This window comes from Pseudoalteromonas sp. G5_S1_54_S4, from assembly GCF_054968565.1.
The window spans coordinates 1-14,472 of sequence record NZ_JBQKUL010000068.1 but is presented as its reverse complement, the minus strand read 5'-3'; the positions used below and the strand labels follow the sequence as shown (position 1 = coordinate 14,472).

General features: G+C 40.9%; 14 protein-coding genes. 8 read left to right on the top strand and 6 right to left on the bottom strand.

Features of this window, described 5'->3' with window-relative positions:
- From ACTRWE_RS17835 to ACTRWE_RS17825, 3 genes are all read right to left on the bottom strand, one after another.
- Positions 1 to 1,144 (bottom strand): TolB family protein (locus ACTRWE_RS17835; protein ID WP_462880423.1); only part of this gene is annotated, 1,144 nt, incomplete at its 3' end.
- Positions 1,145 to 1,159: 15 nt separating this feature from the next.
- Positions 1,160 to 1,588 carry a TolB-like translocation protein gene (locus tag ACTRWE_RS17830; protein ID WP_462880422.1) on the bottom strand — a complete coding sequence of 143 codons (429 nt, stop codon included), beginning with the start codon at positions 1,586 to 1,588 and terminating at the stop codon, positions 1,160 to 1,162.
- 300 nt (positions 1,589 to 1,888) lie between these two features.
- Complete coding sequence (locus tag ACTRWE_RS17825; protein WP_462880421.1) at positions 1,889 to 2,068, bottom strand: winged helix-turn-helix domain-containing protein; 180 nt, start codon at positions 2,066 to 2,068, stop codon at positions 1,889 to 1,891.
- Positions 2,069 to 2,464: 396 nt separating this feature from the next.
- Here ACTRWE_RS17825 and ACTRWE_RS17820 point away from each other — a divergent pair, with 396 nt between their 5' ends.
- From ACTRWE_RS17820 to ACTRWE_RS17790, 7 genes are all read left to right on the top strand, one after another.
- Complete coding sequence (locus tag ACTRWE_RS17820; RefSeq protein ID WP_462880420.1) at positions 2,465 to 4,504, top strand: TonB-dependent receptor domain-containing protein; 2,040 nt, start codon at positions 2,465 to 2,467, stop codon at positions 4,502 to 4,504.
- A gap of 185 nt (positions 4,505 to 4,689) precedes the next feature.
- Positions 4,690 to 5,160 (top strand): CreA family protein, encoded by a 471-nt coding sequence (locus ACTRWE_RS17815; protein ID WP_076921938.1) that lies wholly within the window; start codon positions 4,690 to 4,692, stop codon positions 5,158 to 5,160.
- A 3-nt stretch (positions 5,161 to 5,163) separates the two neighbouring features.
- Positions 5,164 to 5,946 (top strand): hypothetical protein, encoded by a 783-nt coding sequence (locus ACTRWE_RS17810; RefSeq protein ID WP_462880419.1) that lies wholly within the window; start codon positions 5,164 to 5,166, stop codon positions 5,944 to 5,946.
- 2 nt (positions 5,947 to 5,948) lie between these two features.
- Positions 5,949 to 6,575 (top strand): LysE family translocator, encoded by a 627-nt coding sequence (locus ACTRWE_RS17805; RefSeq protein WP_028835584.1) that lies wholly within the window; start codon positions 5,949 to 5,951, stop codon positions 6,573 to 6,575.
- Positions 6,576 to 6,587: 12 nt separating this feature from the next.
- Positions 6,588 to 7,082 carry a gamma-glutamylcyclotransferase family protein gene (locus tag ACTRWE_RS17800; protein ID WP_013465973.1) on the top strand — a complete coding sequence of 165 codons (495 nt, stop codon included), beginning with the start codon at positions 6,588 to 6,590 and terminating at the stop codon, positions 7,080 to 7,082.
- 27 nt (positions 7,083 to 7,109) lie between these two features.
- Entirely contained in the window at positions 7,110 to 8,651 is a 1,542-nt protein-coding gene (locus ACTRWE_RS17795; protein ID WP_262977234.1) for a serine hydrolase, read from the top strand.
- A gap of 103 nt (positions 8,652 to 8,754) precedes the next feature.
- Positions 8,755 to 9,678, top strand: coding sequence for a histone deacetylase family protein (locus tag ACTRWE_RS17790; RefSeq protein WP_462880418.1), 924 nt, complete (start codon positions 8,755 to 8,757; stop codon positions 9,676 to 9,678).
- Here the strand turns inward: ACTRWE_RS17790 and ACTRWE_RS17785 are convergent.
- Positions 9,658 to 9,957: a DUF4144 family protein gene (locus tag ACTRWE_RS17785; RefSeq protein ID WP_028835587.1), complete on the bottom strand. Its 300-nt coding sequence runs from the start codon at positions 9,955 to 9,957 to the stop codon at positions 9,658 to 9,660. The genes ACTRWE_RS17790 and ACTRWE_RS17785 overlap by 21 nt on opposite strands.
- 76 nt (positions 9,958 to 10,033) lie before the next feature.
- On the opposite strand from ACTRWE_RS17785, the gene ACTRWE_RS17780 reads away from it, so the two are divergent.
- The gene (locus tag ACTRWE_RS17780; RefSeq protein WP_462880417.1) at positions 10,034 to 12,562 is read left to right on the top strand and encodes an EAL domain-containing protein; all 2,529 of its coding nucleotides are present in this window, start codon (positions 10,034 to 10,036) and stop codon (positions 12,560 to 12,562) included.
- On the opposite strand, the gene ACTRWE_RS17775 is transcribed toward ACTRWE_RS17780, so the two are convergent.
- Positions 12,535 to 13,350 (bottom strand): DUF2797 domain-containing protein, encoded by an 816-nt coding sequence (locus tag ACTRWE_RS17775; protein WP_462880416.1) that lies wholly within the window; start codon positions 13,348 to 13,350, stop codon positions 12,535 to 12,537. The genes ACTRWE_RS17780 and ACTRWE_RS17775 overlap by 28 nt on opposite strands.
- 21 nt (positions 13,351 to 13,371) lie before the next feature.
- Positions 13,372 to 14,472, bottom strand: a 1,101-nt coding sequence (locus ACTRWE_RS17770; RefSeq protein ID WP_462880415.1) for an EAL domain-containing protein, incomplete at its 5' end; no start/stop codon positions are given.

The following is a 14,472-nucleotide window of genomic DNA, read 5'->3' as shown; positions in this document are numbered from 1 at the left end:
AATATTTTTGGTTGATACGTTTTATGTCAATTTGTGGTGACTTATACGAAGAGTACACAAGCCAGTTGGTATTTGTAATAAAGGTTAAGCCAGAGGTGCGACTAAATGCGCGTTCGGGAAGGCGTATTACGTCATGATGGCTGTTGGTTGAGAAGTCGTAATAACTCAAACGGTAATCACCTTGTTTTACATTAAAATAGTAAATACGCGATTGCGCTAAGGTGTCGCCTTCAAAAAAATACCACGAATTATGATTCGATAAATTAATTTCGCTAACCAGTGGTTGTTCAGTTTGGCTATTTGGGTCTTTTATCCATAGTTGATTAGTTGCTTGGTTGGCAAAAATTAAAGCGCCTTGCTTGTTTTCATAAGTGTATAGTGTTGGTGAATCTATGGCCTTTGCGAGTTTATTACCCTTTAAGTCGAAGCGATAAACGTGTTGATCATTCGCTACTAATAGGCTTTTACTATCTGCAGCCCAACTCGGTTTTCCATGGTAACTAAAGCCTGTGGGTAATGACTGACTTGATTGGGTGTTAAAGTCATAAAGGTATAGCGCATGCTCACCAAGATGAGAAGCAACAAAGGCAATGTAATTACCATCAGGTGACCACACCGGGTTGTAAATATTTGCACTGAGATTAGTAAGCTGTTTTCGTGAGGTACCGTCTTGATTTGCAGTCCATAATTCCATTGAGCCCGATTCGTTAGATACAAAAACTAACTTTTTTCTGGCTTTACTGTAATCAGGAAAGCGCGTATTAAAGTCGCTTGATAATACCGGAAAAGGCGAACTTGCAACCGCATTACTGGTTTCTACACGCATTAATGTAGAGTCGATATTCCATTGATGAAAATACAAACTGCCATCATGTGCATATTCTGGGTAACTTAAGCCATCGATGTGCGCATTGATCATTTGTTGTGTTTTGAGGTTATAAAAATAACCTTGGCGCTTGCCTTTTTTAACACCCGAAAAGACGAGTTGTGGCTTATTGGGATGCCAATCAACGCCTCTCATATCAACAAAACCTGAAGTTAATTGCTTAGCATGAGCTGTTTTTATGTCGATTAAAAATAATTCTTCAAAACCCGTTGGTAAATTACGCGATACCACCAGCTGTGTCGCATCTAGTGAAAACACAACCGACTCATCGGTCTATTTGCATGCTGACGTACAAGGGACTTGAGTAACTGAGTATGGCGATGAGGTTAAATCGACAAGGTTAAGCTGGGTAAAATCATTATTTTTTTCATCTTCACTTATATAAACCAGCTTAGTGCCTGTGGCATTAATGTCTATATCGGTATTGGTTTTACTTCCGCACAGCCCTATAACAGTGATATTGCCCGAGGCGATATTTTGCTGAATTACTTCACAGCCTTGAGCAGCTATACGGCGGTAATAATAAATAAACGTTAAATCATGACTAAATACCGCTCTGCCCTCAATGAATGGGGTGTCGGTAAGTGCTATTGCAGCTTGTTCGGATAAATGTAAATCACGTAAGTATAAATTGGCTTTATGACCAGGGCGGCGCCACGAATACGCTAAAAAATGACTGATATTAGAAATAGCCGGAAACAACTCTCTTCCTGGGCTGGTGGTAATTGTTTCAATTTAATCGTACAAACGCGCTGCTTGTTGCGATTGAGCAAGTGGCTGCTTTGCGTTCTCAAAAAGGGCGCTATAACCCCAATAGCTACCTAATAGTATAACGATAGCAAGTACGCTAGCGTAAATATACCCAGAGCGAAGCGGCATATTGTTAATGCTATTAACAGGCTCTGGCGTTGTTGGTTTTTGTACTAACCGGTAACCCGTTTTACGCAGTGTTTCTATATAGGTATTGTCGGGGTCGAGTTCTTTAAAGCTTTTACGAAGATGCTATATGGCATTTGTCAGTGCTTTTTCGCCCACATATTGATTACCACACCACACATTCTCTATTAGTTGCTCACGCGTTACTGCGTTTGGATAACACTCTACCAAGTAAACAAGTAGTTCTATAAATTTAGGTTGTAATACACAGGTTTTATCGGCACAAAACAGCTTATTTTCAAACACCGATATTTGGCATTTTCAAATTGAAAATGTCTGTTGAGTATTCATAGTTTGTGTATTTAAACCTCTTGATTAATTACGTTACTAGGCAGTGTTTAATGCAAAATAAAGCGATAGTTGGTTAACATTCGATTTTACATCATTCTAACACGAAAACCTTAAGTGTATGATTATAAATAAATAGATATTAAATAGATATAAAATAGGGATATAAACGAGACACCTCTCATTGTGCTTTTATTCACGATTACTTACAACATGTTATTAGTAAAATAAACCAATTGGTACAAAACAAATTTAATAACTAAAAAGTTAATCAAAAACGATTTGTACTAATGTAATAATAAATAATAAGGGAAGTTTGCGAGTAATATATCAACAAAAAAATGCGCTTTAGCGTTGGCTATAACAGCCAGTTTATCTGGGCATGCAATAGCAAATGACGAGGCTATTGCTCGTCAATCAACGGCTAAAGCAAGCGAAGAAGTGGTACAAGAAGCACCAGAAAAAATAACCGTAACGGGTTCGCGTTTAAAGCGTGATAGTTTTTCGGTAACAACCCCGCTGGTAACCATGGACAGAGCGTCAATTCAGGATACAGGTTTAGGCAATCTTTCAGATGTATTAATCGATAACATGCCTGCACTGAGCGAAAGTATTGGTAACACAACCAGCCAATCAAGTATTTCGGGGACCGGTTTATCAACGGTGCAGCTTCGCGACTTAGGCGCTAATAGAACGCTAACGCTTATTGATGACCGCCGTGTGGTATCAAATAGCTATGGTGGTAACTATGTGAGTTTAAATACTATTCCAAGTGGCATGGTGGAGCGCGTTGAAATTATAAGTGGTGGTGCGTCGGCCACTTATGGAGCTGATGCGGTAGCCGGTGTAGTGAATATTATTACCCAGTCAAAAAAAGAAGGCTTTGAATTTCAAGCTCTATTTGGTGAAGGGTCTATTACCCCTGAGATGGCTGATTGGATCCGTACTAACCCGATTATTGATACTGAGATTCAGCAATATACAGTAATGGGTTATATCACCGGAGACCTATACGAATTACCAGCAGGTAATGTGTCTGCAGTATTTGGTGCAGAGTACCGTAAAGACTCACAAAGCCTAGATACCAGTGATGATATGAAAGCGGGCGGTATTACGTTTAACGTTGTGCCTTCTTTTTATGGTGAAGTAGAAGTGTATGAGGCATTTGCTGAGCTTGCAGTGCCACTACTTAAAGATGTGCCATTTGCTAAAAGTTTGTCGGCAGAAACGTCGCTGCGTTTAGCAAATTACAGCATTGATAATATCAGCACTGTCGCCAGTTATAAGCTAGGCCTTTTATGGCAACCAATTGATGGATACATGCTACGTGCCAATTATGCACGAGCACAGCGTGCGCCGACTATCACTGAATTATTATCACCCCCTCGCGGCGATTTTGATTCATTTGATGATATTTGTGATGGTCTAACAGCAACATCAACAAACCCAGGACACGATAACTGTCGTTTAGAGCCAACCTTGGCACAAAAGCTAGTTGATGATCCTAACTTTGAATTTGAAAGTGAAGACAATAACTACTCACCAAATACGGGTAATCCAAACTTAAAAGAAGAAACAGCCGATACCTATACCTTTGGTATTACTGTATCTCCTGAGTTTTTAGATGGCTTTAACTTAGCGGTGGATTACTACGATATTGCTATTGTTGATGCAATTGATGAAATAAGTAACGAAAACATCATGCGCGAATGTTATGACTCAGAGGCTGCGTGGGGCAGTGATAACGAATACTGTAACGATATTACCCGTAACGACGAAGGTAACATTGTAAAAATTCTACAGCGTGAATATAACTTGGATGAGTTAACTGCACGCGGTTACGATGTCGTTGCAACTTACAAATATGACATAGGCAGCTATGGCAACTTGTCATTTAAGCTTGATTACAATCACATTATTGAAAACTCGCAAACCTATGAAGGGTTAGATGGTAACAGTGTTACTTCACAGTATGCAGGTTATGGGCGCTCAAAAGATAAAGCCGCTATGTCGATTGTATGGAAAATGGATGATTTACGTATCCGCTGGCGTACAAATTACGTAGGCGCGTTTAAAGCAAGCCAAGAAGATGAGAAAGACTACCTTGAGTATGTTGCTGCAAACGATGAGCGCTGTGCTGCGGGCGATGCCGGTTGTATTGCAAACCCAGAGCCACTTGCGTATCAAGATTATGGCTCATTTTTAAAGCACAGTTTATCAGCGTCTTACACTCTGGCACTGACTGATAAGAGTGACTTACGTGTATTTGGCGGTATTAACAATGTATTTGACGACAAAGGGGCATTTTACCCAAGTGGTCGTGGTAACTTTTATAGCCGTTACGGCGGCGGTGCCGGTCGTTATGTTTATCTAGGTGCACAATATAGCTTTTAATAACCTTTAGCTGTATTTGTTTGCAAAGGCACTCCCTCGGGCGTGCCTTTTTTATTGTGTATCTTGCTGCGAAATACCCTTTAAACCATTACAGTATTGAGTTGGTGGATAAAATTTGTTTTATCGCGGTGAAAGCGTTTAGTATAAGGCGTAACTTAATTTTTAATATGAACGAAGGACTTGCTATGAAGTATCTCAAAATGAGTGGTTTAATTGTATGCTTAGCAGGGCTTGCAGGGTGCTCTGATGATGTTGCTTCAGTAAGTCTTGGGCTTTTTACCACTAAAGATGTGGTGGTTAATTCACAGCAAGACCCGCTAGTGACCGGTGTAACCTGTCATATTAGCCATATTGAGGCGAATTTAGATTTTTCAGACCCATCAGATATGTCGATTGCCTGTCGTCAAACAGGGCCAATAACGCCAGACCAATTACAGTCTATCGACCGCAGTAAATCCGGTGAAGTCGTGTTTAAATCATCTAAGAGTATTTTGTTTAAGTCATTAAAAGTGCGCCGTATTTATGATGCTAAAACACATACATTATTATATTTATCATACTCAACGAAAGAGTCTACGGGCAGTCATCATCATGCGCTCTCTACGGTGCCTTTATACAATACACAAGCATGGCAATGGGCGAAGGGGCAAGAATAGTTTATGTTAACCCTATTTAAATCAAAACCCTTATTGGCAGAACAAGAACAACAGTGGCTAGTTGATACCTTTATTTGGGCTGCAGAAAACTTTGACCTGAATTTTTTTACTAAGCACAGCCAAATTATTTTGCCAACGGTCGAGTTTTTTCCTGATTCTGTTTCAAGCATTGAAGAAATGGCCAGTAAAGTGTTTGCGCGTGTTAAACACTATGCTGGTATGGATGAGTGGCCTATAACACTTGTTGCACCGCAACAATTACAACCTCAGGTGTTTCCACATTTTGAATTTAGTGAGCATCTACGTGGTGAGCACTGCCATTTAATGGTGCCACCAAGCCATACAATTAATGTGTCGTTTAACCCCAACCAAATTAATCAGCCACAAGATTTAGTAGCTAGCTTTGCAGGTACTCTTGCTACTATTTTAATTCATCATGTAGGCGTATTACCTCCAGGTGGTAAAGAGTTCTTACCTCAAGCAACGGATGCTTTAGCGTGCTTTTTAGGTTTTGGGGTGATGATGAGCAATACCGTGTACCAGTTTAAGGGGGGTTGTGGCTCATGTTACAACCCGTATGCAAATCGCGAAGCGGCGCTCAGTGAAACGCATACCGTATTTATGCATGCGTTAGTGAGCTACTTTAAGCAAGATAAACACTCTAAAAAACATTTAAAACCGCATTTACGAGGCCAATTTAAAAAAGCGCAAAAAGAAATAAAAGCCTTGGTTAATCAATCGGCTAACCCTTTATTATTGGCTTTTTCGCCAGAGCAAGCCAGTTAAGTATGAACTATATCGATGAATTTTTATTAATTGCGGTGGCTCATTTTTTTGCGGTAGCAAGCCCTGGGCCCGACTTTGCGGTAGTCCTTAAGCAAAGTGTACAACACGGCAGGCGTAATGCCTTATGGACAAGTGCCGGTGTTGGTGCGGCTATTTTATTACACATAGCCTATTGTGTATTGGGAGTTGCGCTGGTGTTAACTCAATCACCTGCGTTGTTTATGGCGCTTAAATATATAGCGGGCGCGTATTTAGCGTATTTAGGCGTGCAGGCACTGCGCGCTGCTAAACCTACAAATACCTCATCAGAACCGACTGCAAAACCCAGCCTTGCAGCTGAGTCATCATGGCGTGCGTTTCGACGTGGCTTTTTTACCAATGCATTAAACCCTAAGGCTACGCTATTTTTTATGTCGCTGTTTACCTTGGTGATTAGCCCTACTACGCCGGTAATAGTACAAATGGGATACGGCGTTTATATGGCGCTTGCTACGTGGGCTTGGTTTTCTATTTTATCGCTATTGTTATCAAAAGCGCGTGTACGTGATTTTTTTCAGCAAAGTGGTTATTGGTTCGACCGCGGCATTGGCATTATTTTAATCGCACTGGCTGTGCGAGTTGTTATTTAAAGAAGGAATAGTATGGCGTTATATAATTTTTCGTTTGGCTCTAATATGTCATCTAATCGTTTATTGGCACGTTTACCTAATGCAAAACGTGTGGGTACGGCACTTTTAAAGGGCTATAAGTTAACCTTTAATATGGCCTTTTCAGATGGTTCAGGTAAATGCACTATTGTGCCCACCAATGAACCCGATGCTGTGGTATATGGGGTGGTGTATCAGCTTAATGAAGCCGAAAAAGAGATCTTAGATAAAATTGAAGGCCCTAATTACGACTGTGTTGATTTAACCGTGAGCCTTCTAGATGACGATGACATTAATGTACACTGCTACATAGCAAACACACATGACGACACACTGTTACCTTATGATTGGTACGTGCAGCATGTATATCGCGGCGCACTTGAGGCCGGTGTGCCAGAACATTATAGTCAACGTATTTTAGCTTATCCTAGTAAGCAAGATACGAATAAAGCGCGCGCCGAAATAGAATTTGCGGTTCATCAAGATTAAACAAAAATAATAACCTAAGGTAACACTATGAAACTAAAAAAATTAGCCACAGCCGCATTATTGGCTGGCTGGGCGTTTACGAGCTCTGCAGCAGTTGATACCGATAAAATTTCAGAGGTAATCAACGCCTCAATGACACGTTTTGATGTACCCGGAATGGCCGTTGCCATTGTTGAAAATGACAAAGTTGTATTCGCTAAAGGCTTTGGTGTTGCCAACCTTGATACGAATAGCAAGGTGAATAAAGACACTTTATTTGGCATTGCTTCAAATACCAAGGCATTTACCAGTGCAGCATTGGCTAAGCTGGTGGATGAAGGCAAGTTAAGCTGGGATGACCGCGTAATTGACCATCTTCCTGAGTTTAGATTGTACGACCCTTACGTTACTCGTGAAATGCGCATACGCGATTTACTTAGTCATCGTAGCGGTTTAGGGCTTGGTCAAGGCGATTTAATGATTTGGCCAAGTACAGATAAATCGGTAGCCGATATTTTATCTGGGCTGAAATATTTAAAACCTGCGAGCAGTTTTCGTAGCCAATATGCTTACAACAACCTAATGTTTGTTACCGCTGGTGAAGTTGTTGCGCGTATATCGGGGATGAGCTGGAACGACTACATTGAAAAAAATATTCTACAGCCGCTCAATATGACCAACTCGCGCGCTGGCTTTTCGCGTATCGCAAAAAACAACAAAAACTGGGCGATTGGACACATCCCAATGGATGGCAAATTGCATCCTTTTTTTGTTAATTACCTTGAAGACTTTCGAGGGGCAGGCGCCATTGCATCAAGCGTAAATGATATGAGCCAATGGCTCCGAACTCAACTTGCGGGTGGCAAAATGCCTAATGGCGAGCAGTTATTTAGTGAAAAGCAGCAAGCACAAATGTGGCATCCACATATTACGTCACTGGCATCTAAAAGTGCCTATGAAGCGTATCATCAACAATTTAGAGGTTACGGATTAGGTTGGAGTATAGAAGATTACCACGGCGTTAAAAAGCTGGCACATGGTGGCGGCATTTTAGGTATGGTATCGCAGGTGACTTTATTACCAGAAAAAAACGTGGGGATTGTGATATTAAGCAACCAACAAGCATTTTCTGCATTATCGGCAGTGACTCATGAAGTACTTGAAGATGTACTCGAGCTTGAAGATAAAGATTGGGTTGAAGAGTTAGCTAAAAAACATTTTGCAGGGAAAGAAAAAGCCTATGCTAATGCCGTACCAAAAGCGCCAACAGATATTCAACCGCAATTGCCTAATATAAACTACACCGGTACATTACATGATGATTGGTATGGCGATGTAATCGTTGAAGAGCTGGATGGTAAATTACGCATTGATTTTACCCATACAAAACGCCTTAAAGGTGAACTGGAGCATTACACAGGCAATACCTTTATTGTGAAGTGGGATGAAAAGTTATTAGAGGCAGATGCCTTTATTCGCTTTTCTATGAGCGCCGATAACCGCGTAGAATCAGCGAAAATGAATGCAGTTTCAACGCAGGTAACCGACTTTAGCTTTGATTTTAGAAACCTCGACTTAAAAGCTAAATAACCATAACTTTGGTTAAAGAGTCGTTTAGTATCAACCAAAGTCGCAAAGCCACCACAAGGTGGCTTTGTTATACTCGTTAAGCAACTTATTTTTGGAGTTAGCTATGCGCACTGCGATTATTTCTCATCCTCACTGTCGTAAACATAAAATGATTGAAGATCACCCAGAATGCCCTGAGCGTTTAGATGCGATTAATGACCGTTTACTTGCTAGTGGACTGGATGTGGCTATTGAGCAAAAACAAGCGCCTAAAGCATTGCGCGAGCACTACTTATTGGCGCACAGTGAGCAGCATATTAAGCATGTAGAAGACATGATCCCCACCGAGGGGCTCAGTGATCTAGATGGAGACACGTGGTTATGCCCCGACTCTTTAAAGGCCATTGAGCGTGCCGTAGGGGCTGGGTTACTCGCTGTTGATGAGATTTTAGCTGGCAAACTCGATGCCGCGTTTTGTTCAGTGCGCCCGCCAGGGCATCATGCTAACCGAGATAGCTCTTCTGGTTTTTGTGTGTTTAATAACCTTGCGATTGCGGTTAAATACGCACAAAGCAAAGGCGTAAAACGCATTGCCATTGTTGATTTTGACGTACACCATGGCAATGGGACTCAAGATATTTTTATGGATGATGAAAATGTGTTGCTGTGCTCGTTATTTCAATATCCATTTTATCCTAATACCGCCATTAAAAATAACGCCACACTGGTAAATTCACCTTTACCGATAGCTAGTGATGGTGCTGATTTAAAAGCACTTTATGAGCAACAATGGCTACCAAAATTAACAGGATTTAAGCCTGAGCTACTTTTTATAAGCGCGGGATTTGACGCACATTTAGAAGATGACATGGCCAGTCTTAAGTTTGTTGAAAGTGATTATATATGGCTTACTGAGCAGTTAGCGCAATTTAGCCAACAGCATCATTGTTTAGGTATTATTTCTTATTTAGAGGGAGGATACTCACTGTCGGCCCTCGGGCGCAGCGCGATTGCACACGTTAAAGCGCTAGTTGATTTCGGCGAGTAACCTGAATGCCTGATCTGGAGTTAGCTGCTCTATTTTACTTAAGCAGCATTGCCCTTCTTTTGCTAAATATTCTTTTACTAGCTCTGCTAATTGGCTTGCACTGAGCGCCGTGAGCGAATGGCCGCTTAAGCTTTGATAGCCACTAACCTTATCTAAAATAATGACTTTTTGCTGTTCACTTGCTTCCATAGTGTAAATAAAGTCGTGTAAATCATTGGCGTGCTCTATTAGCTCAATTTCATTATTATAAATAATAATTTGTGGGTAACTGATGCTCATCTATTGTCCTAAATCAAATTGTTTTTTACTGAATAATTTATAATCATTAATTGGTTTAATTTTGGAAGTAGAAGCAATGCCTCACACTAGCCGCTATCAAAAAGTATGCGATGTATTTACCAATAAGGTGATCGCCTGCGCTAAGGATACCCCTTTAATTGAAGCGGTGAAACTAATGCGAGCGCATAATGTTAGCGCTATTTTTGTTAAACAACAGCAACAAATAGTAGGCGTATGGACTGAGACCGATTGCTTAACACTTAACTTTTCTAATCACTCACTTAGGCAGTTAGCGATTGAAAGCGTTATGTCGAGCCCTGTACTAAGTGTGCCCAGCCAACAATTATTAACCGAGACGGCCATGGTGTTTAATAAGCAGGGTGTAAGGCATTTGTTAGTCACTGATACAAATGACATTCCCAGCGGCGTGATCAGTATTACGGATATTGTAAACAATCAAGGGCTAGAGCATTACTTACAATTTAGACCTATTAACGATCAATATAATAAAAACATACGGATAGTACCGAGTTCATTGGCAATTAATGACGCGGTGAGCATGATGCGTGAATACGCAGAGAAAGTGATTTTGGTGTTTAATGAGGATGAAAATGTTCATGGCATTATCACCCAGCGCGACTTACTAAAGCTCATCACCGAGCAGCACAACCATCTTGTTTGCTGGGACTTAGCCAGTCGCCCCCTTTATCAGATAAGCCCCCAAGATAGCCTTTTTGATGCTTACAGGCTGATGTCTGAAAGTAACATTCGACATTTAGTAGTAAGCGAAAATAATCAAATTAACGGTGTATTATCGCTTGAAAACTTAATTAATGAAATTGAAACGGCTTATTGTTGTGAGCTTGAAAAAGTACTTCAGCAGCGTGATATTGCATTGCAGCATTCGCAGCGTAATTTATTTTTAGCCAATAAAATTATCGACTCCTCCCTAGATGGCATCATGATCACCGACTCGAATGGAGTGATTATGCAAGTAAACCCTGCATTTACCCATTTAACCGGTTACAAAGAGTTTGAGGTGATTGGTAAGCGACCCAATATGTTGAGTTCAGGCCGCCATGATAAAAACTTTTATATAAAAATGTGGGATTCGCTTGCCAAAACAGGGGTATGGCAAGGAGAAATTCATAATCGTAAAAAATCTGGTGATATTTATATTGAGTGGCTCAGTATTATAGAAATAAAAGAGCCAAGTCATAGTGAGGTGATTTACGCCGCTATTTTTAGTGACATAACTGAGCGAAAAAGCGCAGAAGAAAAAGTGGTGCAGTTAGCGTATTTTGATGAGCTAACTGGCTTACCTAACCGGCGTTTATTTAACGATAGACTCTCTATGGCACTCGCCTCAGCACACAGAGATAAACAAATGTTAGCGGTAATGTTTATTGACCTTGACCGTTTTAAAGAGGTGAATGACAGCTTAGGCCATAATGCCGGGGATACCTTATTAAAATTAGTCTCTGAGCGCATTATTAACACCCTCAATGAGGGAGATACGCTGGCGCGATTAGGGGGCGATGAGTTTATTGTATTGTGCGAAATAAACAATGTAGAAGGTGCTATCACCCTTGCTGAGAGTATTTTAAATCACTTAAATACACCGTTTAAGCTTGAAGGCTTTGAGGTTGGTGTTACCGCGTCTATAGGGGCGGCTGTTTACCCTGATGATGGCTTAGACAGTGAAACATTATTAAAGCATGCTGATATTGCCATGTATCGCTCAAAAGATGTGGGGCGTAATTCGTTTCAGTTGTTTCAACCCTCAATGAATGCCCGATCTTTAGAGCGCTTAGCGATGATGAGCCGCTTTCAACATGCGCTTGAAAATGATGAGTTTGAGCTTCATTTTCAGCCTAAAAAATGTTTAAAAACAGGGTTGATTATGGGAGCTGAAGCACTGTTGCGGTGGCATGACCCTGATTTAGGGATTATTTCACCAGCGCAGTTTATTCCGCTTGCTGAAGAGCTAGGTTTGGTGGTGCGTTTAGATTTATGGGTTATAAACCAAGCAGGTAAAGAGTTAACCCTTTGGCAAGCGCAGGGGATTGATGCCGGACGTTTAGCGATTAATGTCTCTGCGTGTCATTTAAGTCAAGGTAAGTTGGCTGATAATATTAAAGCTATGCTTACTCGTTACCAATTACCTGGCAGCTTACTTGAAATTGAGCTGACCGAAAGCAGCTTTATTAGCTCGTTTTCACAGGCAAAAGAGCAACTACAACAGCTCAAAGCGCTGGGCGTGCATATTGCGCTGGATGATTTTGGTACGGGGTATTCTGCACTCAGTTATTTAACCAAATTACCGTTTAATACATTAAAAATTGATGCGAGCTTTATTGCTAAGATTCCTGATGAGTATGGCAATAGCCAAATTGTGGCGGCCATTATAGCCATGGCGACAAGTTTAGGATTGGATGTGGTTGCTGAGGGCGTTGAGCATGCCTCGCAAGAGGCACACTTAGTCGAAATAGGCTGCAATGTTATTCAGGGCTATTATTATTGCCATCCATTAACGCAGCAGCAGTGGATAGCATTTTATAACCAAGCAGCAAAAGGTTATTCTGAGTCTACACTCACTTCATAAGAGGTGAACTTACGAATATTAATAACGCCGTTATCAAAAATTAAATATTGGCCTTTAATGCCTTGTAAAATACCGCTAACAACGGGGTTTTTATCGAAGTTAAATGAGCTGATTTTGCTTGGGTATTCGCTTACAGGAAAATCAAGATTCACAACGTCTTGATCAAGCTGTTCAATAGCGGTTGCGCCAAATAACTCACTCAGCTCGGTTAGTTTTTCGCTAATTTGTGGAATAAGCTCAGCAGCCGCTGCTTTTAAATCAAGAACGTCGTTTTGTCCTTTGAGCATATTGCGCCAATTGGTTTTATCAGCAATAAACTGTGCCAGTGCTACTTCAACTAAGCCCGATTGCAAACGAGTCTGCACTTTAAAAATGGGTAAGGCTTGGGTTGCCCCTTGGTCAATCCAACGGGTAGGGATTTGTGTATGGCGAGTAATGCCCACTTTTAATCCTGAGGTATTTGCTAGGTATACATAATGCGGGATCATGCAATTTTCTTCGCCCCACTCTGGCTCGCGGCAGGTGCCTTGGTCGTAATGGCAGGTTTCCGGTTTCATGATACACATATCGCAACTAGCAAGTTTGCGCATACATACAAAGCAATGTCCTTGAGAGTAGCTCTTTTTGGTTTTTTTACCACAGTTAGAGCACAAAATTGTGCCACTAAAAGTAAGGGTCAGCTGTTTGCCAATTAAGGCATTTAAATCAACCAGCTGCTCACCTACAGGTAGATGATATTGAACTGGCTCTGTTAAGCTCGACTTTAATTTACGCAGTGTACCTTGCATCTTTTCTTGGCCCCAAAGATGTTAAAAAGGGGAGCTTAACATTTTTAGGCGGTATTGGCTGTTCAAGAAGTCTAAATAATTATCATAAGAGAGTGCTTTTGCGTACAAATAGCCTTGGGTACGGTCAGCTTTCATGGTGTTGAGCAGCTGGTGAACTTCTTGAGTTTCTACTCCCTCAATCGTGATAGTAAGGCCCAAGTTATGTGCCATATCTATGGCTGTTTGCACAATGACCTGATGAGCCCGGTTATCGGTTAAATCAAACACAAACGACTTATCTACTTTAAGTTCACTAAAGTGATAGTTAACTAAGTAGCTAAGCGATGAATAACCAGTACCAAAATCGTCTAACACCACCTTAACGCCCAGTGTGGCAAGTTCACCAACTAAGGTGACTAACGCATCTTGATTTTCGACAAACGCTGATTCAGTCAGCTCAAACTTCAATAAATGAGGGGCAACCTGATACTTTATTAAAAGGTTTTCTACTTTTTCGGTTAAATTGGCAATGGCTAGGTTTTTTGCACTTAAATTAACGCTAATACTATGTTCAGTTATGCCCTCATTTGCCAGTTTTGCAATGTCTTTGCAGGCTTGCTCTATCACCCAAAGTGTTAATTCATTAATAATACCGGTATGTTCGGCAAGTAGAATTAGTTTTTCTATGGAAATGTTTTTAAACTCAGTATTAGGCCAGCGTAGTAGAGCTTCGGCACCATTGACACTGTTATCTTTTAAACTAATTTGTGGTTGATAAAACAGAGCGAGCTGATCCGTTCTTATCGCTTGTTGAAGCTTAGCAGCAAGCGCAACGTCCATAGCTAAACTGCTGTCCGCAGATGATGAGCTTACCTTACTTAGACTATGTTTAGCGTTATGTAATGCCAAGTAGCCTCGTTTCAACCAAAATTCAAAGTCATCACGTTTACCAAAGGCACTAATCCCCACGCTGTAATTGAGTTGTAAGTCTAGCCCTTTGATTTGATAAGTTTTTGGTAACTTATTTACTACCCTTTTTAATAACTCTTCGAGCGTGTGTGGGCTTTGGTTTTTAGTCGAGATACAGGCAAAAACACCGCTACCTAAATCAGCAATTTTAGCGGGTTGATTAATGCCACTACT

Coding starts and splice junctions, on each gene's coding strand:
- ACTRWE_RS17815 (WP_076921938.1), top strand. CDS start 4,690: ATGAAGTATCTCAAAATGAGTGGTTTAATTGTATGCTTAGCAGGGCTT.
- ACTRWE_RS17810 (WP_462880419.1), top strand. CDS start 5,164: ATGTTAACCCTATTTAAATCAAAACCCTTATTGGCAGAACAAGAACAA.
- ACTRWE_RS17805 (WP_028835584.1), top strand. CDS start 5,949: ATGAACTATATCGATGAATTTTTATTAATTGCGGTGGCTCATTTTTTT.
- ACTRWE_RS17800 (WP_013465973.1), top strand. CDS start 6,588: ATGGCGTTATATAATTTTTCGTTTGGCTCTAATATGTCATCTAATCGT.
- ACTRWE_RS17795 (WP_262977234.1), top strand. CDS start 7,110: ATGAAACTAAAAAAATTAGCCACAGCCGCATTATTGGCTGGCTGGGCG.
- ACTRWE_RS17790 (WP_462880418.1), top strand. CDS start 8,755: ATGCGCACTGCGATTATTTCTCATCCTCACTGTCGTAAACATAAAATG.
- ACTRWE_RS17785 (WP_028835587.1), bottom strand. CDS start 9,957: ATGAGCATCAGTTACCCACAAATTATTATTTATAATAATGAAATTGAG.
- ACTRWE_RS17780 (WP_462880417.1), top strand. CDS start 10,034: ATGCCTCACACTAGCCGCTATCAAAAAGTATGCGATGTATTTACCAAT.
- ACTRWE_RS17775 (WP_462880416.1), bottom strand. CDS start 13,350: ATGCAAGGTACACTGCGTAAATTAAAGTCGAGCTTAACAGAGCCAGTT.